General features: G+C 43.6%; 23 protein-coding genes. 18 read left to right on the top strand and 5 right to left on the bottom strand.

Going from position 1 to position 21,932, the window contains the following annotated elements:
• Positions 1-39: 39 nt before the first annotated feature.
• The 4 genes from flhB to B9N78_RS16440 form a co-directional block, all read right to left on the bottom strand.
• Positions 40-1,101, bottom strand: a complete 1,062-nt coding sequence (gene flhB, locus B9N78_RS16455) for a flagellar biosynthesis protein FlhB (RefSeq protein WP_085104307.1) — start codon at positions 1,099-1,101, stop codon at positions 40-42.
• A gap of 6 nt (positions 1,102-1,107) precedes the next feature.
• A complete protein-coding gene (fliR, locus tag B9N78_RS16450) occupies positions 1,108-1,911 on the bottom strand; it encodes a flagellar biosynthetic protein FliR (RefSeq protein WP_085104305.1) in 804 nt (267 codons plus the stop codon).
• Positions 1,912-2,097: 186 nt separating this feature from the next.
• Positions 2,098-3,003 (bottom strand): M23 family metallopeptidase, encoded by a 906-nt coding sequence (locus tag B9N78_RS16445; RefSeq protein ID WP_085104303.1) that lies wholly within the window; start codon positions 3,001-3,003, stop codon positions 2,098-2,100.
• A 74-nt stretch (positions 3,004-3,077) separates the two neighbouring features.
• Positions 3,078-3,827 carry a tRNA lysidine(34) synthetase gene (locus B9N78_RS16440; protein WP_085104301.1) on the bottom strand — a complete coding sequence of 250 codons (750 nt, stop codon included), beginning with the start codon at positions 3,825-3,827 and terminating at the stop codon, positions 3,078-3,080.
• Positions 3,828-4,042: 215 nt separating this feature from the next.
• Here B9N78_RS16440 and B9N78_RS16435 point away from each other — a divergent pair, with 215 nt between their 5' ends.
• Genes B9N78_RS16435 through moaC form a run of 4 tightly spaced genes read left to right on the top strand, consistent with a single transcriptional unit; the run spans position 4,043 to position 7,215 of the window.
• A complete protein-coding gene (locus B9N78_RS16435) occupies positions 4,043-5,353 on the top strand; it encodes a DUF4340 domain-containing protein (RefSeq protein WP_085104299.1) in 1,311 nt (436 codons plus the stop codon).
• 48 nt (positions 5,354-5,401) lie between these two features.
• Positions 5,402-5,623, top strand: a complete 222-nt coding sequence (gene rpoZ / locus B9N78_RS16430; RefSeq protein WP_085104297.1) for a DNA-directed RNA polymerase subunit omega — start codon at positions 5,402-5,404, stop codon at positions 5,621-5,623.
• A 2-nt stretch (positions 5,624-5,625) separates the two neighbouring features.
• Positions 5,626-6,735: a molecular chaperone DnaJ gene (dnaJ, locus tag B9N78_RS16425; protein WP_085104295.1), complete on the top strand. Its 1,110-nt coding sequence runs from the start codon at positions 5,626-5,628 to the stop codon at positions 6,733-6,735.
• A 3-nt stretch (positions 6,736-6,738) separates the two neighbouring features.
• A complete protein-coding gene (gene moaC / locus B9N78_RS16420) occupies positions 6,739-7,215 on the top strand; it encodes a cyclic pyranopterin monophosphate synthase MoaC (RefSeq protein WP_085104293.1) in 477 nt (158 codons plus the stop codon).
• A 58-nt stretch (positions 7,216-7,273) separates the two neighbouring features.
• Here the strand turns inward: moaC and B9N78_RS16415 are convergent, their stop codons facing one another.
• Entirely contained in the window at positions 7,274-8,221 is a 948-nt protein-coding gene (locus B9N78_RS16415) for a UDP-glucuronic acid decarboxylase family protein (RefSeq protein ID WP_085104291.1), read from the bottom strand.
• Between the two features lie 149 nt (positions 8,222-8,370).
• On the opposite strand from B9N78_RS16415, the gene B9N78_RS16410 reads away from it, so the two are divergent.
• The 14 genes from B9N78_RS16410 to B9N78_RS16345 all read left to right on the top strand — a co-directional run bounded on the left by B9N78_RS16410 (position 8,371) and on the right by B9N78_RS16345 (position 21,787).
• Entirely contained in the window at positions 8,371-9,705 is a 1,335-nt protein-coding gene (locus B9N78_RS16410; protein ID WP_085104289.1) for a diguanylate cyclase domain-containing protein, read from the top strand.
• A 571-nt stretch (positions 9,706-10,276) separates the two neighbouring features.
• Positions 10,277-10,654, top strand: coding sequence for an NADH-quinone oxidoreductase subunit A (locus tag B9N78_RS16405; RefSeq protein WP_085104287.1), 378 nt, complete (start codon positions 10,277-10,279; stop codon positions 10,652-10,654).
• Positions 10,633-11,169, top strand: a complete 537-nt coding sequence (locus B9N78_RS16400) for an NADH-quinone oxidoreductase subunit B (RefSeq protein WP_085104285.1) — start codon at positions 10,633-10,635, stop codon at positions 11,167-11,169. The genes B9N78_RS16405 and B9N78_RS16400 overlap by 22 nt, the downstream gene beginning before the upstream one ends.
• Positions 11,169-11,699, top strand: coding sequence for an NADH-quinone oxidoreductase subunit C (locus B9N78_RS16395; protein ID WP_085104283.1), 531 nt, complete (start codon positions 11,169-11,171; stop codon positions 11,697-11,699). Before B9N78_RS16400 ends, B9N78_RS16395 begins: the two co-directional genes overlap by 1 nt.
• An 11-nt stretch (positions 11,700-11,710) precedes the next feature.
• On the top strand, positions 11,711-12,862 hold the full coding sequence (locus B9N78_RS16390) for an NADH-quinone oxidoreductase subunit D (RefSeq protein ID WP_085104281.1): 1,152 nt from the start codon (positions 11,711-11,713) through the stop codon (positions 12,860-12,862).
• 17 nt (positions 12,863-12,879) lie between these two features.
• The gene (nuoH, locus tag B9N78_RS16385; protein ID WP_085104279.1) at positions 12,880-13,851 is read left to right on the top strand and encodes an NADH-quinone oxidoreductase subunit NuoH; all 972 of its coding nucleotides are present in this window, start codon (positions 12,880-12,882) and stop codon (positions 13,849-13,851) included.
• Positions 13,852-13,867: 16 nt separating this feature from the next.
• Positions 13,868-14,437, top strand: a complete 570-nt coding sequence (locus B9N78_RS16380; RefSeq protein WP_085104278.1) for a 4Fe-4S binding protein — start codon at positions 13,868-13,870, stop codon at positions 14,435-14,437.
• A gap of 2 nt (positions 14,438-14,439) precedes the next feature.
• Positions 14,440-14,955: an NADH-quinone oxidoreductase subunit J family protein gene (locus B9N78_RS16375; protein ID WP_170921457.1), complete on the top strand. Its 516-nt coding sequence runs from the start codon at positions 14,440-14,442 to the stop codon at positions 14,953-14,955.
• A complete protein-coding gene (gene nuoK, locus B9N78_RS16370; RefSeq protein WP_085104276.1) occupies positions 14,952-15,260 on the top strand; it encodes an NADH-quinone oxidoreductase subunit NuoK in 309 nt (102 codons plus the stop codon). Before B9N78_RS16375 ends, nuoK begins: the two co-directional genes overlap by 4 nt.
• A 4-nt stretch (positions 15,261-15,264) precedes the next feature.
• Positions 15,265-16,758 carry a monovalent cation/H+ antiporter subunit D family protein gene (locus B9N78_RS16365; RefSeq protein WP_085104274.1) on the top strand — a complete coding sequence of 498 codons (1,494 nt, stop codon included), beginning with the start codon at positions 15,265-15,267 and terminating at the stop codon, positions 16,756-16,758.
• Positions 16,759-16,770: 12 nt separating this feature from the next.
• Positions 16,771-17,031, top strand: a complete 261-nt coding sequence (locus tag B9N78_RS16360) for a hypothetical protein (protein ID WP_085104272.1) — start codon at positions 16,771-16,773, stop codon at positions 17,029-17,031.
• Positions 17,021-18,793 (top strand): Na(+)/H(+) antiporter subunit D, encoded by a 1,773-nt coding sequence (locus B9N78_RS16355; protein WP_085104270.1) that lies wholly within the window; start codon positions 17,021-17,023, stop codon positions 18,791-18,793. The genes B9N78_RS16360 and B9N78_RS16355 overlap by 11 nt, the downstream gene beginning before the upstream one ends.
• Before the next feature lie 15 nt (positions 18,794-18,808).
• Positions 18,809-20,344 carry a complex I subunit 4 family protein gene (locus B9N78_RS16350; RefSeq protein WP_085104268.1) on the top strand — a complete coding sequence of 512 codons (1,536 nt, stop codon included), beginning with the start codon at positions 18,809-18,811 and terminating at the stop codon, positions 20,342-20,344.
• 18 nt (positions 20,345-20,362) lie between these two features.
• A complete protein-coding gene (locus tag B9N78_RS16345; protein ID WP_245805579.1) occupies positions 20,363-21,787 on the top strand; it encodes an NADH-quinone oxidoreductase subunit N in 1,425 nt (474 codons plus the stop codon).
• The last annotated feature ends 145 nt before the right edge of the window (positions 21,788-21,932 follow it).

Below are 21,932 nucleotides of genomic sequence, written 5' to 3'. Positions count from 1 at the left end.
TTGAGGTGACGAAAATTGTGGAAGTGGTGGCTTAGCCCTTTATTTACGCTTGAACCTTCGAAGTTTAGCGAGAATAGCAGCCACAGCCTGATACAGTTCTTCCGGAATTACGTCACCGATCTCAACCTGTTTATACAAAGCCTGTGCCAAAGGTTTGTTTTCGCGGATAGGGACGTTGTTTTCACGGGCGATTTCTTTGATTCTTTCAGCTACCTTGTTCATTCCTTTGGCCAGCACTAAAGGGGCAGGAGCCTGAAGGGCGTCGTACCGCAATGCTATCGCGTAGTGAGTAGGGTTGGTAATAACTACGTCAGCCTTAGGAACCTCACTCATCATTCTCTGCTGAAGGATTGCTCTCATTTTCTGCTTCATCTGCATTTTGACTTGCGGGTCACCTTCAGCCTGCTTGCGCTCGTCCTTGACTTCATCTTTAGTCATTTTGAGGTTTTCCTGATAGTCCCAGCGGGTATACAAAAGGTCGACAATGGCAATCACCATCATTGGGAGCATGGTATAGCTGACCATTTTGTATCCGACTTCAAGCATGAAAGTAGCAAGTCTGTGAGCGTCGGAGTGAAAAAGCGGCAGAAAGTTAGGCAGTTCCTGTTTAATAACAATATATGGAGCAATTCCAACAACTGTTGCCAGTAAAAGACTTTTAGCAAGTCTGACTAATGTTTTTACATCAAAAAGAAGTCTTTTTATCCCTGCAACCAAGTTAAACATTTTGCTGAATTTAGGCTCAAAAACTTTAGTAGACCACAAACTACCAACCTGAAGTCTAAGGGTTAGATATGCCGCAAATGCAATTGAGAGCAGCAGTGGGAGTAAAATTATTGCAAGTTTTTCAGAACACCACATAAACAGTGTGTAGACTGAATTTTTATTTAACTCTAAATAAATGCCCTTGGTTAAAAACCATTGAAAAAGGGTATAAAATTCTTTGTAGTAGAAATCCATCAAGAATTTAAGCGCAATGACTCCGGCCAGCAGAGTCATTGTTTTTCCCATTTCCTGTCCCTTGGGGACACTGCCTTCTTCCCTTGATTTGTCTACTCGCTTGGGAGTCGCTTTCTCGGTTTTACTTGGATCGTCTTGCATGGCGGCCTATTTTAAAGGAGGAATGTCCAGCGGACTGGCCGCTTTGATGATGTTCAGCATGTAAGCCGGAAGTGTGTGCACAAAGTCCCCGATAAATATTGATAAAATTGTGAATACCATACTTAAGAAGTAAAATCCTACCATGATTTTTAAAGGGAAGCCAAGCATCAGCACGTTCATTTGAGGGGCCATCTTACTGATCAAAGCGAGGGCAAGGTCTACCACAAAAATTGAGGCGATGATCGGTGAAGCCACCTTTACGGCTAAGATAAATATATCCTTTGAAATGGTCATTATTTGAGTGACAAGGGTCTCGTTAATAAAAATCTGCCCAGGAGGAATATATTTGAAACTGTCGACCAGTCCTGAAATAAGATACAAATGACCGTTAAGACTGAGGAAGACCAGAATAGAACACATATATAAAAAATGGGCAGTTACTGCTTCGTTTACTCCCGTCATAGGGTCTAAAACGTTGACCATCGATAATCCCATATGCACGCCGATGAAGTTCCCTCCTGTCTGTATCGCAGAAAAAACGACATTAATAATAATCCCGAGAGTCAGTCCTAAGACAAGTTCTCCTAAAATCATGATGGCGATATTATATGGATTTGACGGCATAAGAGATCCATCAAATGAGATTTGAGGCCATATTGCAATTGTTAAAACTATGGCAAGCGCAGCTTTAACCATATTGGGAATAGAATTGGCTCCGAAGAAAGGCAGCATAAATAGCACAATACTTACCCTGAAGAAGGTAAGGTAGAAGCTCATAAGATCGCTTGGGCTGAAGTGAAAAATATTCATGCTGTTCTCTTTTTATCATCCTTTGCAAGAAAAGACCCATTGTTTAAAATTTATTAGCATTAAGCTTTAAATAGATCAAAGGGGGAGTAGACGGGGGTTTATTCTCGGTGTTATCTGTTTTCAGACAATAAAAAGGCCCGTCAGGAGAGTTTCCTTACGGGCCTTAAGACTGCTTAAAAGTGAGTCTTAATTTAAAATATAACGCAACGGGCTGACTGGAACTCCGCCAAGTCTAACCTCATAGTGAACGTGAGGGCCGGTTGAGCGTCCGGTACTGCCTGCATAACCGATAAGCTCGCCGCGTGTAACGACTTGACCTTTTTTCACTGTTGCCATTTTCAGGTGGCCGTATCTTGTCGAAAGATTTGCGCCGTGATTTATTTTAATCAAACGTCCATATCCGCCGCTAAGCCCTACAAAGGAAATTGTACCTTGTGCCGGAGCATATATAGGTGTGCCGAGAGGGCAGGAAATATCTAAACCTTTGTGATATTCTCTTTTGCCCGTAAATGGCGAGCTTCGCCAGCCGAATGGGGAGGTTACCCAGCCTTCAACGGGCCAGATAGATGGAGTTGAATCGAGCGCATCCTGTCTGGAGCGCATGGAGTGGATTATTTCCTGTTGTTTTACTTCTTCCAGTTTTGCCTCAGTGCTGAGCTGGGCCAGAAAATCATGCATTTTACGTACAAGAAGTTCCTGTCGGTAAAGCGGAAGGTAATTATTTGAAAAATCCGGTTCAGTAGAACCACCTTTCGGAGCTGCGCTTTGAACATTCTCCTGATCCAAATTGATCATTACCCGTAGTTTGGAGTCAAAATTTCTGACTCTGTCGAGGTCTTGAGAAATATTCATCATCTTTTGAGAAAGAGATAGAAGCTGTGCTTTTTGTTCTTGGACAGCCTTTTCAGCATGAGCAAGATTAGATTCTAGTCCTGAATAATTTTCGTAGTATTTCCAGAGCATTATGTTGCCGCCAATAAGTCCGGCTATCAGGGCAAAGATGGATATAAACAACCATCCCCTGATTTGGAATTTGCGTGCATTGTCGCTAGGATTTTTAAATATAACAATATGGTATTTTTTGAATAGCATTGTTTCCGTCGGCCTGTTTATTTATGAGGTTACATTCATCTCTGAGTAAAAGGCGTAATGAATTCTGAGAATTGTTATTGCTTTTTCATGTTTAAGTCAAGTTGCCAACGCCTTAAGGCGTTGAAAGTGTTGTTTCTAGTGACAGGATTCTTATTCCACTCTTCTTGGAGACGTTCATAAATATAGCTTCGTTTGGTTGCATCGTTGGATGGGCAGTTGTTTTTCCAGATGGGTAATTCCCATTGACGGGCTGCCGCTTTAATGAATTTTTTTTCGAGCATAAGAGCCGGGCGGATCATATGGAGCTTGCCTTTAAAGAAAGATTCATTCGCTGAAAGGCCTTGAATTCTTCCATTTTGTTCCATGTTCATATGAAATGTAGTAACAAGATCATCTGCAGTATGCCCAATCGCCAGATGCGTTAAGCTGTACTGATCACATAACTCAAACAGTCTTTTGCGCCGCAGTCTGCTGCAAAAAAAACAGGCCGATTTGCTTCTGTTTTCCGGACCATGAGCGCTCGGTCCATAATTTGTGAGTTCTATATGTGAGGGAACTCCGTTTTCAATACACCAGTCGGTGAGCGGATGGTGGCTGTCTGGATCAAAACCGGGGTTAACATGAAGAACCATCAGTTCTATATTTATAGGTATAATGGCCTGCCTGATAAGCATGGTTTTGATCAGTACAAAACTGTCAACTCCTCCTGAAACTGCAACTCCGATGCGAGCTCCGTCGTGAACCATTTCAGTTTTTTGCATAAGCATGCCCACGGTAGAAACCGTCTTTTTTTGTGCATAGCTTAATTTTCCCCATTTGGGCATTTTGAAAACTCCGAATCAGTTTGCGGGACAATTTAGAAAGAAAAACTGATTTTATTTAAGAATTAGTTTAGGTCTATCACTGAATAATGATTTTCCTAGAAAGAAGTGGGCACTTTGCCTCAAAATAAATTGACATGCAAGTTAATTTCGTTTATCTTAGTAAATTGCTCCATTGATGAAACTGTTCTAAGTCTGTTAATCCTAAGGTGCGGTCTGTGCTGAAAAGATTTTTTATTTTTCTGGCTCTGGTTGCCATCATCTGCGGAGTCTTTTATTTCAGCTCTCCGGAGATTCCAATGTTACGTCCTGAGCCTGTCTGGCCGTCAGTTTCGTCGCAGCAGGTGGATAAGATTGATGTCTGCCGTTCTGGGAAAGACTGCTTTTCACTGGTGCGTAAAACTGGTGGCTGGGATGTTGTTCAGCAGGACTGGAGTAAATATCCCTTAGCGGATACTTCAAAGGTTGCGAGTTTATTAGAAGTCTTAGCTCAGGGACAGGCTTTAAAATATATCGGGCGTATGACGGGAAACGCCAGGCAGCAGTATGGATTGCTTGTTCCGCAAATACGCATATCAACGGGCGGCGGTCAGGCCTTGAGTATGACTGTCGGCGATAGATCTCCTTCTGATGAAGGCGCTTTTGCTGTGAATTCTTTGGATCAAAACGAATTATTCGTTTTAAATAATGATTTTGTCCGTCGTTGTGATTTTCCTGCAGAGTATTATTTCAATCTGCAATTACTCTCCGGCGGTGTTAATGATATTTCTTCTATTTCTCTTGGTGACGGCGGCTCTTTTTTATGGACTCTTGTTCGTCAGAAAGACCAATTCGTTTTTTCTTATCCTGTCACTTTGACAGGTCAAATGTCCAGTTCAGGGGAAATAGATTTATTTTTACACTCTTTAATGGAAAGTCCGGCAAAAAGCCTTATTTCTGAGTCTGAAGCCCGACTTGGTAATCTTCTTTTTAATATTGAAGTTGTTTTTAATGATAAGAGTGTTAAAAATGTTGAAGTTTTTGAAGTGGAAGGCGATGGAGATTATTATCTAGCAAATTCCACTGTTCAAAATGGTTTCTTTGTTCTTAGTAAAGAACATGTAGATCAGTTGAATAAAACAGCATTCGGTATGCGCAAACGTTCCATTCTTTCTGTTGAAACAGGAAAGGTTGGTTCTATTCGTGTTTTGCAAGGTAATCAGACTTTTGTCGGGATTAAATCTGATAAAAACTGGGAAAGCCTTGATGAAAGAAAACCGTTGCTGGGTATTGACATGTCTTTATGGCGACTTAATGAATTAAAATTCGAGGCGGAACCGATTAGTGATCTTTCAAGTTCAGCTGTAAAAGCAATGGAACTTGAACTCATGAATGTGGATGGCAGCAGGCTTGTAAAAGTTATGTTTTTTACTGACCCTGAACTTCCGTCAGGGCTATGTTGGCTTTCACTTGGTGATGACAGCGGATACTATCAGGTATCCAACAAATTGCTTGAAGATTTGCAAGGTCAGATTCCTCTCAGAAAATAGTCGTAAAGAGATTTTCTCTTTCGGCAAAACCATCGTTTTGGAGATAATATGGCAAGGATTACAATTGAAGATTGTCTGGCTGAAGTCGGTAACAGATTCCTTATTGTCCAGATGGCCATCAAAAGAGTTAAACAGTACCGTGAAGGATATCCTCCTCTTATTGAATCCAAGAACAAAGAAATTGTAACAGCCTTGAGGGAAATTGCCGCCGGTAAAGTTATCCCTGAAGATTATCACACATTTTCTGGAGCAAACCCGGATAGTGAATAAGCATGTCTAAACGCGATTATTATGAAATTCTACAGGTCTCAAGGGATTCTCAGGAAGGTGAAATAAAACGGGCTTATCGCAAGCTTGCTTTTGAATATCACCCTGACCGTAATCCAGGAGATGATGAAGCTGAGACCAAGTTTAAAGAAGCTGCCGAAGCATATGAAATCCTGCGTGATCCCGAAAAAAGAAGTCGTTACGACCGCTACGGGCACGACGGGGTGAATGGTGGGTTTAGTGGGTTTAAATCTTCGGAAGATATCTTCGGTTCATTCGGAGATATTTTCGGAGATATTTTCGGATTCAGTCAGGGGCAGGGCGGTAAACGCATGCAGGCTGGATCAGACCTCAGGTATAATCTCACAGTTTCTTTTCGCGATGCGGCTAAGGGAACCGAAGTTGAGCTGACTCTCCCTGTTACGGATACTTGCGAGGAATGCGGCGGAAGCGGATCTGCTCCCGGCACATCTCCTGAAACTTGTGCTCACTGCGGCGGTAGAGGTTCAGTTGTACAGAGTCAGGGATTTTTCCAGATTTCTGTACCGTGCCCTTCGTGTAACGGTCGTGGACAGGTTATCACTAACCCATGTTCCGCCTGTCGCGGAGCCGGATATGTCCGTAAAGAAAAAAATCTTAATGTTCGTATCCCCGCCGGTGTAGATAACGGGTCAAGGCTTCGTCTGCGCGGTGAAGGTGAAGCCGGCTTGAACGGTGGGCCACACGGTGATTTGTATGTCGTTATCACTGTGCAGCCGGATAAAGTTTTCAAACGTCAGGGACAGGATCTTGTTCTGACCACTGAGATTACTTTTGTTCAGGCCGCATTGGGTTATAAAATGAGTATTCAAACTCTTGACGAACCAGTTGATATGGACATCCCTAAGGGAACGCAAAGCGGTGAAGTCTTTCAGCTTAGAGGGTTAGGTCTTCCTTATTTAGGAAGCTCACATAAAGGTGATCTTCTGATTGAAGTTAAGGTCAAGACTCCAACCAATCTCAGTCATAAGCAGCAAGAACTTCTAGAACAGTTTGCAGCTCTTGAGGAAGAAAAGCCCATGAAAAAAGTAAAAAAACTTTTTAAAAAAGCCAAAGACAAGGTGATGGGTGATTAAAAAATGAGTGAATTCTCCCATTTAGACGCTGATGGAAATGCCGTAATGGTAGATGTCTCAGCTAAAAAAGATACTATTCGTAAGGCTGTCGCTAAAGGAAAAGTTCTTCTGAATCAGAAAACTTTTGAAATGTTGCAGAAAAATGCTCTCCCTAAAGGAGATGCTTTGAACACCGCAAAGATTGCCGGAATAATGGGAGCTAAGGAAACTCATAGATTAATCCCGCTATGCCATCCCTTGGCAATCAGTTATGTAGATGTTCGGTTTAATGTTGATGACAAGAATCATCTCATTGAAATTGAGGCTGAAGCTCGAACAACCGGTAAAACCGGAATTGAAATGGAAGCGTTGATAGCTGTTCAAATTGCAGCTGCGACCATTTATGATATGTGCAAAGCTGTTCAAAAGGATGTTGTTATTACTGATTGCCGTCTTGTTTATAAAGAAGGTGGTAAGTCCGGTATTTTTAAAGCCGAGTAATTTACCTTTACTGAGTATACAAAAAAAGCCCGTCTTGAGTGATCAAGACGGGCTTTTTTTATTTGCTTAAAATATTTTCGAAATAAGCGATGGTCGGTTTAAGTCCTTCTTCAAGCGGAGTGGAAGGAGTCCAGTCGATTGTTTTTTGTGCAAGGGTTATGTCCGGGCTTCGCTGGCACGGATCGTTTTCCGGTAGCGGTTTAAATACTATTTTTGACGATGATCCGATCATCTCGATTATAATTTCTGCAAGTTGGCGGATTGTAAACTCGCGAGGATTTCCGAGATTAACCGGTCCGGTGAAAGAATCGTCTGTATCCATTATTTTAAGAAAGGCATCAATAAGATCATCTATGTAACAAAAAGATCTGGTCTGTAACCCGTCGCCGTAAAGAGTGATGGGGTCGTTTTTTAGAGCCTGTACAATAAAGTTTGAAACGACACGCCCGTCATTCACAGCCATACGCGGGCCGTATGTATTGAATATTCTTGCAACTTTAATGCGTAATTTGTGCTGCCTGTGGTAATCGAAAAAAAGTGTTTCCGCGCATCTTTTGCCTTCATCATAACAGGCTCTTGGTCCTATTGGATTTACATTGCCCCAATAGTCTTCTTTTTGAGGATGGCATGCAGGATCTCCGTAAACCTCTGAAGTAGATGCCTGAAAAATTTTAGCCTTAACTCTTTTTGCCAGCCCAAGTACGTTGATGGCTCCGTGGACTGATGTTTTAGTCGTTTGAACAGGGTCAAACTGATAGTGAATCGGCGATGCAGGGCAAGCCAGATTAAATATGTTATCAGTCTCCAGATAAAGGGGGAAGGTTATGTCATGTCGCATCATTTCAAAGTACGGGCTGTCCATCATTTTTATGATGTTAGATTTTTGCCCTGTGTAGAAGTTATCTACACACAATACTTCGTGTCCTTGTTCAAGCAGTTTTTCGCAGAGTCGTGAACCGAGAAATCCGGCTCCGCCTGTAACTGTATAGTGTTGCCTTTTGCTCATTTTTATCTCCGAAAACAGCAAAAAAAAATATTTGTTAAATAAATACGTTGAAATTCACGATAAAACAAGCAGCAAAAACAGAATCTTATTTTTGTTAAAAATATTATTCTGGGGTTTTAACTTCTAGCGAATTGTATTAAGTGTAACTCATGGATAATCCCTTAAAAATACTTATTGTTGACGATAATGTCGTCAATTTGATGCTGCTCGACAGGCTTCTCCGCAACGAAGGGGCTGAAATCTTCAAAGCCGTAAACGGGGAAGAGTCGGTTGAGCTGTGTGAAAAGCATGATTTTGCTCTCATACTTTTAGATGTTCAAATGCCAGGCATGGACGGCTACGACACTGCAAAAGCGATTAGAAGGATAAGTTCTTGTAAATTGATTCCAATTATATTTCTGACTGCTATATATAAAGACCCGGCATATGCCCGCATGGGATACGATGTCGGAGCTGTTGATTTCTTAACACAACCGATTGACCCTCCCACTTTGCGCAGTAAGGTCGGTGTTTTTCTCCAGTTAAAGAGGCAGAAGGATCTTCTTGAGCGGGAAATTGCTCAGCGTATTAAAACGGAAAAAGCCCTGCGCATCGCCGAAGAAAAGTATCGTAATATTTTCGTTCGTGCTGTCGAAGGTATTTTCAGGTCTACTGTAGACGGAAAATTTGTAGAAGTTAATCCTGCTCTTGCCAGAATTCTGGGGTTTGATTCACCTGAGGATGTTTTAAATTCTGGTTGCGGATGTGATATGTTTATCAGTTCCGGAGACAGATTTAATTATATCGAAACGCTAAAACGTGATAAGTATTTAAATGATTATGAAATTAAAGTGATCCGCAAAGATGGTACACTTATTTGGATTTCAGAGAGTTCAAGACTTTTTGAAGAAGACGGCGAATTTTATGTTGAAGGAGTAATTGAAGACGTTACTCAGCGAAAGTTATGTGAACTTGATTTACAGGAAAAGGCTACGTTGGATGCTTTGACCGGAGTTCCTAATCGTTATCTTTTTTTTGACAGACTGGAAAAATCAATTGCTAATGCTCGACGATATAAAGAAAGACTTGCATTGCTCTTCATTGATCTTGATCATTTTAAATCTGTGAATGATCAATTCGGTCATCATGCCGGGGATATTCTGCTTTTGAATGTTGCTAACCGGTTGAAATCAAGGCTTAGGTCTTCTGACACATTGGCCAGGCTGGGTGGTGATGAATTTTGCGTTTTGCTTGAACGACCTTCCAGTAGAGATGATGTTAAAAAAGTTGCAGAAGAATTTGTCGAAAGTCTCACCGATGATTTTAATATTGACGGGATGATTTGTAATGTCGGAGCTTCGGTTGGAATAAGTCTTTTTCCCGAAGACGGGGTCATTGCTGAAGATTTAGTGCAGAAAGCGGATTCTGCAATGTATAAGGTTAAAGAAGGTTCTTTTAAGAGATTTTGTTTTTTCAGCGATGAAGGAAGCTATAACAAATTGTAGTGGATCATAATTGCTGTTGTAAGGTTCGAACTTTGAACATTTAAAACTCACACGATTTGTTGTGAGTTTTTTTTTGTTTTTTATTTATGAATCTATTAATTACTTATTTAAAAGATTGATATCTTAGTGCTAACATACTTGTTTTTAAACAAATATGTAGAATAGAAAATGTGAAAATTAGTCGCGCTGATATTTTAAAAATAATCAATGTGAAGTGAGTGGTGAAATACATCCTGACTAAGTAGGTAGTTTAATTAATTAAAAAATAACTAAAATATTTTTTTTATTAATTCTTTTACCAGGTCAAAGTGCTGTTTAACATACTGATTTATTTTATTTTATAAAATTAAATTTTAGAGTTGTAATTTGCTCTAACAGGCTGTTTTGCGGAAGTTACAGCCATAATTCCTTGACACTCTGAGAGGCGAGTGACATAAGCTTTAATAAAAATAACCAGTTGAGGTTGTTTTCATTAAAGCTTTTTTTGTTTACGCCAGTTATTCGTACTACTAGTTTATGTTTATTTCTCTTCTTGTGTTACTAATTTTTAAAAAGTAAGCGAGGGTGAAAGATGATCTTTACTTGGCTCCAGCTAGCCATTTTCCTCTTCATGCTTGGCGGCTTGCTTTTTGCCGGCGGCCCTTTGATTTTGTCAAAGCTTATTGCTCCGTGCGCAAAAGGCGGCGATATCGGAATGTCGTATGAGTGCGGCATGAAACCTCATGGCCGGGCATGGAATCAGTTCGGAATAAGTTATTATGTCTACGCTTTGCTTTTCTTGGCATTTGACGTTGATGTTTTGTACTTATTCCCGGTAGCAGCTTGGTATCCGCAGGCCGAAGGGATGATGTCCTTCTATAAGGTGGCTGTTTTTATGGGTGTTTTGGCCCTAGCAATAATCTACTTCTGGAGAAAAGGGGTGTTCACATGGCCGAGGAAAATATCCTGACACCAGGCGGACACCATATTGAAGATGGTATTGTCCGGCTTCAACTTGCAGAGGATGCAATGGATATATGCAGATCCATGTCCCTCTGGCCCATGACATTCGGGCTTGCCTGCTGCGCTATCGAAATGATGGCTTGCGGTATGGCCAGATTTGATATGGCGCGTTTCGGCGCGGAAGTTTTCCGTCCTTCTGCTCGTCAGGCTGATTTAATGATCGTAGCGGGAACAGTTACAAAAAAAATGGCACCCGCTGTTGTCAGGTTGTACGAACAGATGCCTGCTCCTAAATGGGTTCTGGCTCTTGGCAACTGTGCAATCTCTGGTGGTCCTTTCAAATTTAAAAATCAATACGGTATAATTGAAGGCGTTGATAAACTTATCCCTGTTGATGTTTTCGTTCCGGGGTGTCCGCCTCGTCCGGAAGCTTTGCTCGAAGGATTATTTGAAATCCAGAAAAAGGTATCCGGTAAACGTTGGTGGCCTGTTGCTGAATCTCTTGAAAAGGAGAATGCATAATGTCGGTGAGCGAGAAATTACTGGAAACTGTTACTCCTTTGATGGTCTGTAAGTGTTCGTTTGAAAAAACAGGAATTAATTATAATGTATTTTTGTCTCCAGAGGATATTTCAGCCGCAGCAACAGAGATGCTCCGGAAAAAATATTTTCTTGAGGACATAGATGTTGTCGATGCTTCTGAAGGCTTTTTAGTTACCTACCATTATGCACGTTTCGATTCTTCTGAGCGGGTGGCTCACCGGGTACTGCTGGCTCATAACGAGCCTTTGATTCCTACCATATCAAATGTATATCAGGGTGCTGACTGGCATGAACGTGAATGTGCTGATTTTCACGGTATAAATTTCAGCGGGCATCCGAACCTTATTCCTCTTCTACTTGATCCTGAAACCCCGCAAGGAGTTCTTCTTAAGGATAAAGCATCACGCGTTTCAGTGCGTGATCTGATTGATCCGGGGAAATCAATTTTCACGACTGAGGGGTTTACGCTGTTTGATGAGGTTCAGGCCGAACCAGAAGAACCGAAATAGGAAGCACAGTTATGAATGCATTTCCTGAAGGCGATTTTTATACGAATCATTTCGAGAAGGGAGCCAGAGACAATACCATGATTTTGAACATGGGGCCTCAGCATCCTTCCACCCACGGTGTTCTGCGGGTTATTCTCGAACTTGACGGCGAATATATTGTCCGCGCTGAACCTGTTCTCGGCTATCTGCATCGCATGCACGAAAAGATGGCAGAGGTGAAAACATGGGTTCAGTTTATGCCCAACATGGGCAGGGTTGATTATCTACACCCTCTTGCATGGAACCACGCATATGTCGGAGCAGTTGAAAAACTGGCCGAAATAGAAGTTCCTGAACGCGCCGAATTTATCAGAGTTATTACTTCCGAATTAAACAGAATTTCATCACATCTGCTCTGGTGGGGGGCCTACCTTCTTGATCTCGGAGCTTTTACTCCGATTATGTATGCCTTTGATGACCGCGAAAAAATCATGGATATGATGCAGAAACCGACCGGTTCAAGACTGACTTACAGTTCTTTCCGCATCGGCGGCGTTGCACGAGATCTTGATGATGATTTTCTTAAACAGTGTGCGGAGTTAGTTCCTTACTTAAGAAGCCGTCTTCCTATCTATAAAGCTCTGGTTACCGATAACATCATTCTCCGTAAAAGAATTGAAGACGTCGGAATCATGGATGAGGATATGTGTATGCGTTACGGGGCGACCGGGCCGCTTCTTCGCGGAGCCGGAGTCAAACATGATACACGTAAGATTGAACCGTACTCCGTGTATGATCGTTTTGACTGGGATGTTCCCGTCTATAATGATGCCGATGCAATGGCCAGATATATGGTTCGCATGGATGAAATTGAACAGAGTCTGCGAATTGTCGAGCAGGCTGTGGCAATGATTCCTGAAGGTGAATATATCAACAAGAAAGCTCCGAAACCTACTTGGAAAGCTCCTGTCGGTGAAGCTTATTTCGCAGCGGAAGGTGCTCGCGGCAAGATCGGAGTTCATGTCGTAAGTGACGGTAATAAAAATCCTTACAGGGTTAAACTCCGCGCTCCAGGATTTTCAAATCTACATCTTTTCGCCGAATGTGCGAAAGGGACGATGCTGGCTGATGCTGTTGCCATTCTTGGTAGTATTGACATGGTAATCCCTGAAATCGACAGGTAGAGTGAGGAAGTATCGATATGTCTCAAATACCCGTTGAACTGGTAAAATTACTGATTGCTCTTGTGGCTATTGCCGCATTCGTCGGGCTTAACGGACTTGTTCTGGTTTACCTTGAACGTAAGGTGGCGGGACATATCCAGCGTAGACCGGGGCCTTTTGAAGTTGGTCCGCATGGTCTTTTGCAGCCTCTTGCTGACGCTGTGAAATTGATCGGCAAGCAACTTTTCACTCCGAAAAGTGCGGATGGGTTTCTTTTCTGGTTGGCCCCGATAATCTCATTTCTACCGGCACTATTACTTTTTGTTCCAATTCCGTTCGGCCCTATAGCTACGGGAATGGAAATGAATTTGGGGCTGCTTTTAATATTAGCGTTTTCAGGTCTTAATGTTTTAGCCCTCTGTCTTGCGGGCTGGGGATCTAATAATAAATACGGAATGCTCGGAGCTGCGCGTGCGGTAGCTCAGTCTGTTGCGTATGAAATCCCGCTGTTATTGGCTGTTCTGGCAATAGCTTTTCAGACAGGAAGTTTGAATTTGTCTGAAATTGTACAGGGTCAGGGAGGCTGGCCGTGGCAGTGGAATGCAGTCTTGCAGCCTTTAGCTTTTATCATTTATTTTGTCAGTGCTCTCGGAGAAACAAACCGTGCTCCGTTTGACCTTCCTGAAGCAGAAAGTGAACTGACCGCGGGTTTTCACACAGAATATTCGGGAATGGGATTCGGACTGTTTTTTCTCGCTGAATACGCCAACATGATTGTTGTCTGTTCAGTTGCGGTAGCCCTTTTCCTCGGCGGATGGCACGGACCTTTCTTTGACGGAAGCTGGTGGTTTCTTGCAAAAGTATATGTTCTCCTGCTGATAATGATCTGGTTGCGCTGGACTTTCCCAAGAGTCCGCTTTGACCAGCTTTTGAATATCAACTGGAAGTGGCTCATGCCGCTTGCATTGCTTAATTTGTTGATAACTGCCTTTGTAACCAAGCTTTCTTGAATCAGGTGGTGATATAATGACCGCAATTAAAAGGATATGGGAAAACGTCACAGGACTTTGGAGTCTTGTTGTCGGGCTCAAAATTACGGGGAAGAATTTTGCAGATAAGCAGATTACTCTGCACTATCCGCGTGAAACTGTTACAGAAGCGCAATTAGAAGGTTTCAGAGGTCCGTTGGAACTGGTGGGTAAACCGAAGGATCCGGCTTCGCCAAAATGTATAGCGTGTATGATGTGCGTTACTGTCTGTCCCAGTAAGTGTCTTACAGTTCTCAAGGCGAAAGATCCTGTTCCGACTGAAGAAGAATTACAGGTGATGAAAGAGGCGGAAGCGCGCGGAGAAAAGGTTGAAAAGCCGAAAGCTCCGAAAAAACCTTCTAAATTTATTTATGATTATACGCTTTGTTCACTTTGCGGATTGTGCTCTGAAAACTGTCCGGTTAAATCGCTGAGATATTCCAGCAATGTGTATCTCGCTTCAACTGATCGCAACGCTTTTAAAATGGATCTTCTGGCTCGTCTTGCCACCCAAGCTAAGGCTAAGACGCCTCCCAATGAACCTGAAAATTCAACGAGGGAAGATTGATTATGGAACTGTTGGCTAAAATCGCTTTCGTTGTGTACACGCTGCTGGTTCTCGGCGGAGGGTGTTTTGCGGTCGGGGCGCACAGTCTGGTTCGGGCAATGGTCGGGCTTATAACATCTTTGATGGGTGTTGCCGGAATGTATTTGCTGATGGCTGCACCGTTTATGGCTTTTATGCAGATACTTATCTACGTGGGCGCAGTCTGTGTTTTAATCTTTTTTGCCATCATGCTCAGCAGGGCTGATGCTCAAGGGATTGAATCAGGTGCTCGCAGACCCGGAAAAGCCTTGCTGTCCGCACTGGCATTTATTTCGCCGGTCTTTGTAATCGGATTGGTAGTCGTTAATTATCAGCCGGTAAGTATTAAACTTCCGGTAGAAGTTCCTCTTGCTGTCTTAGGTAAAGGTCTGCTTGATAATTATTCGCTTGCCTTCGAACTTATTTCAGTGGTTCTGCTGGCGGCAATGGCCGGAGCTGTGCTGCTTGCTTTCGAAAAAAAAGGGAGGGCAGCTGAATGAGTCCGCTCATGATGTATCAGCTTGTGGCTCTTGGACTGCTGGCAATAGGTCTTTACGGAATTGTCTGGCGCAAGAGTTTGGTAGGGATGCTCATTTCGGTGGAACTTATGCTCAATGGAGCCGGGCTTTCCATTGTTTCAGCATCACAATTGACCGCAGCCGATAGTGCGACAGGGCAGATAGCTACTCTTTTTGTCATGGGACTGGCTGCTGCCGAGGCCACACTTGTACTTGCAATTATTGTGGTCGTTGCAAAACGGTTCAAAAGTACTGAAACAGATGTTGTTTCAAGGCTGAAGGGTTGATCATATGACAGTTAGCAATGAATTCATCAACAGTACACGTATGCTCATTCCGCTTGCAATAACAATGGTTGCGCCGATCTTGATCTGGTTGTTTCGCGATAATCAGAACAGAAGAGAGGCGGTTTCTGTCTGGGCCGGAATATTAGCATTTATTTCAGTTGCATCCATGGTTCCGGCAGTTCTTCAAGGAACAATAAGAGAATATACACTCTTTACTATTATGCCCGGCATCAATGTTTCTTTTGCAGCTGACGGGCTGGCATTTGTTTTTGCACTGGTTGCATCACTTTTGTGGATTTTTGCAACCAGCTACAACATAGGTTACATGCGAACCCTGAATGAACACGCGCAGACCAGATATTACTTCTGCTTTGCCGTTGCCATTTTCGGAGCACTCGGGGTTGCTTTTTCCGCTAATATTTTCACGCTGTACCTTTTCTACGAAGTTATTTCGGTATTTACTTACCCGCTGGTAGCTCATCATCAGGATGATGTTTCTTTCAACGGGGCAAGAAAATACATGATTTACCTCATGGGTACATCAAAATTATTTTTCCTTCCGGCGATGGTTCTTACCTACGTGCTGGCTGGAACTCTTGATTTCAACATCGGAAACATTCAGCATGGTATTTTCCCTGCCGATGCAAATCCGACCTTAGTAACTATAACTTATGTCCTTTACCTTGCAGGTCTTGCAAAGGCAGCATTGATGCCTCTGCATAACTGGCTGCCGTCGGCGATGGTTGCTCCGACTCCTGTTTCAGCTTTGCTGCATGCAGTGGCAGTTGTTAAAGCCGGGGTGTTCTCGGTTTCACGCGTTATCCTTTCAGGATTCGGTGTGGATCTCATGGATAAACTAGGACTCGGACTTCCTACCGCATACCTTGCGGCGTTTACCATTATTACAGCTTCACTGATTGCGCTTACTAAAGATGATATTAAAGCACGGCTGGCATATTCAACGGTCAGTCAGCTCTCATACATCATTGTAGGTGTTGCCATGCTCACCCCTGAAGCTGTGCAGGGCGGGTTGATGCATATTGCTCATCACGCCTTTTCCAAAATCACATTGTTCTTCGGGGCAGGGTCTATTTATGTGGCGACCCACATCAGAGAAATAAGCAAAATGGACGGGCTTGGACGACGAATGCCGTGGACATTCGGAGCATTTGCAATTGCTTCGCTGTCCATGATCGGTGTTCCGCCTGTTTGTGGATTTGTAACCAAATGGTATCTGATCAAGGGGGCTGTAACCATTGGACAATGGGGACTTCTGATTGCACTTTTAGCCAGTACCTTCCTGAATGCCGGATATTTCGCTCCTATTATTTATAGAGCGTTTTTTAAAGCTCCGGCTGAGGGTGCTAATCTTGAGCAATACAGTGAAGCTCCTCTCACCATGGTTATTCCGCTATTTACTACGGCATTGATTTCCGTCTGGCTGGGCCTTTATCCCCAGACGTTTTTACAGTTTATCAACGTCTTCGGAAAATTCTAAGGAGCGTTTGGCATGAGCAACAGTTTCGGAAACTGGTTTGAAACCCAGCGCACAAAGAATCTCACAATGTGGAAAAGGGCATTTGCCATCTTTCTTGTTGTGTTACTGGCACTGAATTTCTTCATTCATCCTCACCATCCTGAATATCATTATGATATTTATCCAGGATTCTGGGCTTTATTCGGCCTTGGAGTTTCTGTAGCGATGGTTTTTTTGATGAAGGTTCTCTTACAACCTTTCCTTGTGGGACCGGAGGAAGATGATGGAAATTAATGGATTTCTTCATCCGGCTGTCGCCTTTATAGCTCTGGCTATGGCGTTGCCGTTTTTCAGGGGACAACACTGGAAATGGCTGCTTCTTGTCCCGCCTATTATTGCAATTGCGGTTGTGTTCACTGCAACAATGGGCAGTTTCGGGATTATTCCTTATCTGGGAAATACCCTGATTCTGGGCAGAGTAGACAAACTCTCACTGGTGTTTGCGAATGTTTTTGCCATCCAATCGTTGATCGGCATGATTTATTCCCTTCATGTGAAGGAAAAAGCGCATCATGCTTCAGCGGCATTGTATGTCGCCGGATCATTCGGTTGTGTATTTGCAGGAGATTATCTGACTCTCTTTATCTTCTGGGAACTAATGGCAGTCGCTTCGACATTCCTTGTCTGGCTTCACAGAACTAAAACTTCAAGCGCAGCAGGATTCAGATATTTTCTGTTCCACATGCTCGGCGGGCTTTTTCTGCTCGGCGGATTGCTGCTTAGATATCATGAAATAGGTACTTTTGCGTTTCTGCCTGTCGATCCTTCGGCAATGCAGTATTACGACTGGCTGATCCTGTTAGGATTTTGTGTTAACGCCGCTGTTGTTCCTCTGCATGCATGGCTGCCGGATGCTTATCCTGAAGCCACCATCCCGGGCGCAGTTTTTATGTGTGCGTTTACAACAAAAACAGCCGTCTATGTACTGGCCAGAGGGTTTTCCGGAGTATATATTCTGGCTGTTGCCGGAACATTTATGGCGGTTTACGGAGTACTTTACGCGTCCATGGAAAACAATGCGCGCAGGATTTTATCCTACCACATCGTTTCTCAGGTCGGGTACATGGTTGCCGGTATCGGAATCGGAACAGCAATGTGTATGAACGGGGCTGTCGCCCATGCGTACGCACATATCCTTTATAAAGGATTGCTCTTCATGAGTGTCGGAACACTGATGTATTCAGTGGGTACGGCTGATCTTGATAAGCTCGGCGGTCTGGTCGGAAGGCTTCCGTGGGTGGTTTTGCTGTACATGGTCGGGGCGGTTTCCATTTCGGGAATGCCGTTCTTTAACGGATTTATCAGTAAAACCATGACCATAACAGGCGCGGCTGAATCGCATCATACTTTGCTTGCAATAGGTCTTGAAATTGCCGCAGTAGGTACGTTCCTTTCGGTTGGTATAAAACTTCCTTACTTTGCTTTCTTTAATAAGCCTGCAAAGACTGAACTGAAGCTCACCAAAATCCCTAAGAATATGTATGTGGCAATGGGAATTGCAGCAACTCTCTGTTTTGCTCAGGGTGTTTATCCTCAGATGCTTTACAAACTGCTTCCGTTCCCGGTTGAATACACTCCTTACACTCCTTGGCATCTGTTGCAGTCAGCAATGCTGCTTGCTTTCACAGGCGCAGGTTTCTGGGTAATGAGAAAAATTATTATACCTCATCATGGCAGAAACCTCGATTTCGATAAGCTTTACAGGTTTATCGGAAATGCCGGATTGCAGTTGGTCTGCCGCCCTGTCGCATGGGCTGATTCGATCTGGACCACTGTGTACAGAGTTATCGGGCTCAGGGCTCTTATGGACTTCGCTGCCGGATCATCATGGTTCGACCGCAAAGGGATTGATACGGTTGTGGATGGAACTGCCTACACGGTAAGAAATATCGGCAGGACCGGAGCTAAGATACAAACCGGACGACTACAGGATTACCTTGGTCTGGCTGTTTTCTTCGCGCTCTGTATTTACGGACTTGTCTGGTACCTTGGATAAATTGGAGAGATCTAAATGCAAGAAGTAGCTTATCCTATTCTGACCAGTCTCGTACTCTTTCCGCTTGTGGCGGCCTTCGGATTGTTTTTCTTCCGGGGTGATTCCGCAGTCCGGATTTATACGCTGATCGTGTCAGTCATAGAACTCCTGCTTTCTATTCCTCTGTTCATGGGATTTAAACTCGGCTCGGCGGAGTTTCAGTTCGTGGAGAGAATGAATTGGGTGAAGCAGTGGGGGATTGAATATTATCTTGGAACGGACGGCATCAGTTTCCTTATGGTGGTACTGACAATTGCGGTTCTTCCCTTATGCGTGCTCTGTTCATGGAGCTATATAAAAACAAGGGTTAAAGAATTTCATTTCTGTCTGCTGTTTATGACAGCAGCCTGTGTGGGAGTCTTTACCTCTCTTGATCTGGTTTTATTCTATGTATTCTGGGAAGCAATGCTGATACCTATGTATCTGCTCATCGCTGTATGGGGCGGACCGGAAAGGAAATACGCTTCTCTCAAGTTCTTTCTTTACACACTTGCAGGTAGTGCGCTCCTTCTGGTTGCGATTGTCGCTTTCAGAATTGCGGGCGGAACATTTGCAATACCGGAACTGATGGAGAAAACCTTTTCATTCGGCTTTCAGTTCTGGGCTTTTCTGGCTCTTGCTCTGGCATTTGCGATCAAGGTTCCCATGTTTCCGTTTCACACATGGTTACCTGCCGCACATGTTCAGGCGCCGACAGCAGGTTCAGTTATTCTGGCTTCTGTTCTTCTTAAAATGGGAACTTACGGATTTTTAAGATTCAACCTGCCGCTTACTCCGGCAGCAAGTGTATATTTTGCTCCGATGATGATCGCAATCTCTGTGGCTTCCATAATCTATGGCGGGGCGGTTGCGCTGGGGCAAAATGATATTAAAAAAGTTATTGCTTACTCGTCTGTTAGTCATATGGGTTTTGTCACTCTGGGGATTTTCCTTTTCAACCTTCACGGGCTTGAAGGTGCGCTCTTTCAGATGCTGAACCACGGGATTGTCACAGGTGGTCTCTTTATGATGATCGGAGCTATTTATGAGCGCAGTCACAGTAGAGATATCTATGACAACCTCGGCCTCGGAAAGTATATGCCTGCATATATGGGATTCTGGGGACTATTTGCTCTGTCATCATTCGGGTTCCCCGGAACCAACAGTTTTGTCGGTGAAATTCTGGTTTTCATAGGAGCATTTGAGCAGAATCCGTGGATCGGAGCATGTCTTGTTCCGGGTGCCATGATTGCTGCAGCCTATATGCTTCGTATTTCACTTAAGCTTGCATGGGGCAGGCCTTCAAGCTGGAAAGGCTGGAAGGATTTGAATCTGCGTGAGTGGACTTATCTTGCGATTCCGGCTGTGTTTGTTTTCTACATCGGCCTTGCTCCGGCACTCACTTTTAAAGTTATGGATGCCTCACTTATCAAGTTGCAAAATGATGTGCATACAAAGTCGCAGGCAGTCAGTATAGATGATGAAAGACCGTTGGATATGGCTTGGAACTCCATCAAGAACATAGTCAAATAAACAACTGGAGAGACTGAAGTGACTTTCAATCCGAATCTGATTTTACCGGAAATCTACCAGTTTCTTGTTATTGCCATGCTTTTTATTCAAAGCATCGGCAGCCCCAAGATGCGCACTAAAGTTGGACCGTTGCTTCCCATAGCAGCAGCTTTAGGCGTGGTGGTCGCGGTTGTGTCTGTTGGAGCGCAAGGTCTTGTTTTCTGGGATTCATACCGCGTTGACCATTTATCCCAGTTCTTTAAGGCCGCCATTGCCATAGGTTTTTTTATAACTGTTCTTAATGCTACCCGTCAGCCTACTTTGGATAAAGAAAAGACTACAGATTATTTTCTGTTCCTCGCACTCAGTGCATGGGGATTAATGCTCTTATCTTCCGCAGTAGAACTTATTACTATGTATCTCGCTTTGGAGCTTTCTTCTTACAGTCTCTACACCATCATTGCAGTGCGGGCTAAGAGCAAGGACGCCGCTGAAGCGGGTATTAAATACATTCTCTTCGGAGCGGTTGCTACGGCTCTTGCCTTGTACGGGTTCTCTTATATTCTTGCAGGAATGCATACCACTTATCTTGCTGAACTGGTCAAAGGGAACTGGAGCTTTGCCGCTTCTCCTATGGCTGTCACAGGTATGTCATTGTTTCTTATCGGAATGTTTTACAAGCTTGCGCTGTTTCCGTTTCACTTCTGGTGTCCTGATGTTTATGAAGGCACAAGCAATGAAACCGCCGCGTTTGTTGCGACTCTGCCCAAGCTCGGCGCAATTGTTATTCTGATTCGCTTAGCTACAATGTTTAAGCCCGGGTACGATATAACAACTATGCTGGCTGTGCTCGGTGCACTGTCCATGACATTCGGTAACCTTGCCGCATTGGTACAGACCGATGTGAAAAGAATTCTAGGTTATTCTTCTGTCGCCCATGCCGGTTACATTATGATCGGTCTGGTTTCTGGAACACCCGAAGGGTTGGCTGCCGCAAGCTTTTATGCCTTGGCATATGTTGCAATGAACCTGACTTGTTTCTGGGTGGTCAGCAGAGTGTCTGTTGACGGACGCAATCTGAAGCTTAAGGATTTGGACGGCTTGCATAAGCGTGCTCCAACGCTTGCTTTTGCTCTTGCAGTAGGAGCTTTTGCCCTTGTCGGTTTGCCGCCAATGGCAGGATTTATGGGTAAACTGTTTCTGTTCTCCGCAGGGTGGAATCACGGTTACAACTGGCTTATCATCATAGCCGGTATCAATACCGCGATTTCAATCTATTACTACTTAGGCCTTGTCCGCCATGCCTATACCAACGATGCAGAAGATGAAGCTCCACTACCGGATACTTCACCTTTCAGTCTTGTCGGTGCAGGACTTCTCTCCGTGCTGGTCTTAGCATTAGGACTGATGCCTTCAAGTGTTTTTGATTTAGCTTTAGGAGCTGGAGGATCACTTCTGCCATAACGGACAATTGATTAAATTGGATTTTATTATCCTCCGTATACCATCAGGTATACGGAGGATTTTTTATTGAGCAGTGATTATGCTATGGAAAAAGCTCCCTCCGCCTGTTGGGGGTAGGCAGAAGGAGCTTTTAGTAAGGAGAGGC

It is taken from the genome of Desulfovibrio gilichinskyi (assembly GCF_900177375.1).
GTDB lineage: Bacteria > Desulfobacterota > Desulfovibrionia > Desulfovibrionales > Desulfovibrionaceae > Maridesulfovibrio > Maridesulfovibrio gilichinskyi.
The sequence above is the reverse complement of the archived record's forward strand: the minus strand, read 5'-3'. Positions and strand labels throughout refer to the sequence as shown.

Coding starts and splice junctions, on each gene's coding strand:
- nuoK (WP_085104276.1), top strand. CDS start 14,952: ATGAGTCCGCTCATGATGTATCAGCTTGTGGCTCTTGGACTGCTGGCA.
- moaC (WP_085104293.1), top strand. CDS start 6,739: ATGAGTGAATTCTCCCATTTAGACGCTGATGGAAATGCCGTAATGGTA.
- B9N78_RS16350 (WP_085104268.1), top strand. CDS start 18,809: ATGCAAGAAGTAGCTTATCCTATTCTGACCAGTCTCGTACTCTTTCCG.
- nuoH (WP_085104279.1), top strand. CDS start 12,880: ATGTCTCAAATACCCGTTGAACTGGTAAAATTACTGATTGCTCTTGTG.
- B9N78_RS16390 (WP_085104281.1), top strand. CDS start 11,711: ATGAATGCATTTCCTGAAGGCGATTTTTATACGAATCATTTCGAGAAG.
- B9N78_RS16375 (WP_170921457.1), top strand. CDS start 14,440: ATGGAACTGTTGGCTAAAATCGCTTTCGTTGTGTACACGCTGCTGGTT.
- rpoZ (WP_085104297.1), top strand. CDS start 5,402: ATGGCAAGGATTACAATTGAAGATTGTCTGGCTGAAGTCGGTAACAGA.
- B9N78_RS16400 (WP_085104285.1), top strand. CDS start 10,633: ATGGCCGAGGAAAATATCCTGACACCAGGCGGACACCATATTGAAGAT.
- B9N78_RS16355 (WP_085104270.1), top strand. CDS start 17,021: ATGGAAATTAATGGATTTCTTCATCCGGCTGTCGCCTTTATAGCTCTG.
- B9N78_RS16415 (WP_085104291.1), bottom strand. CDS start 8,221: ATGAGCAAAAGGCAACACTATACAGTTACAGGCGGAGCCGGATTTCTC.
- B9N78_RS16440 (WP_085104301.1), bottom strand. CDS start 3,827: ATGCCCAAATGGGGAAAATTAAGCTATGCACAAAAAAAGACGGTTTCT.
- B9N78_RS16445 (WP_085104303.1), bottom strand. CDS start 3,003: ATGCTATTCAAAAAATACCATATTGTTATATTTAAAAATCCTAGCGAC.
- fliR (WP_085104305.1), bottom strand. CDS start 1,911: ATGAATATTTTTCACTTCAGCCCAAGCGATCTTATGAGCTTCTACCTT.
- B9N78_RS16365 (WP_085104274.1), top strand. CDS start 15,265: ATGACAGTTAGCAATGAATTCATCAACAGTACACGTATGCTCATTCCG.
- B9N78_RS16380 (WP_085104278.1), top strand. CDS start 13,868: ATGACCGCAATTAAAAGGATATGGGAAAACGTCACAGGACTTTGGAGT.
- B9N78_RS16360 (WP_085104272.1), top strand. CDS start 16,771: ATGAGCAACAGTTTCGGAAACTGGTTTGAAACCCAGCGCACAAAGAAT.
- B9N78_RS16395 (WP_085104283.1), top strand. CDS start 11,169: ATGTCGGTGAGCGAGAAATTACTGGAAACTGTTACTCCTTTGATGGTC.
- flhB (WP_085104307.1), bottom strand. CDS start 1,101: ATGCAAGACGATCCAAGTAAAACCGAGAAAGCGACTCCCAAGCGAGTA.
- dnaJ (WP_085104295.1), top strand. CDS start 5,626: ATGTCTAAACGCGATTATTATGAAATTCTACAGGTCTCAAGGGATTCT.
- B9N78_RS16405 (WP_085104287.1), top strand. CDS start 10,277: ATGATCTTTACTTGGCTCCAGCTAGCCATTTTCCTCTTCATGCTTGGC.
- B9N78_RS16410 (WP_085104289.1), top strand. CDS start 8,371: ATGGATAATCCCTTAAAAATACTTATTGTTGACGATAATGTCGTCAAT.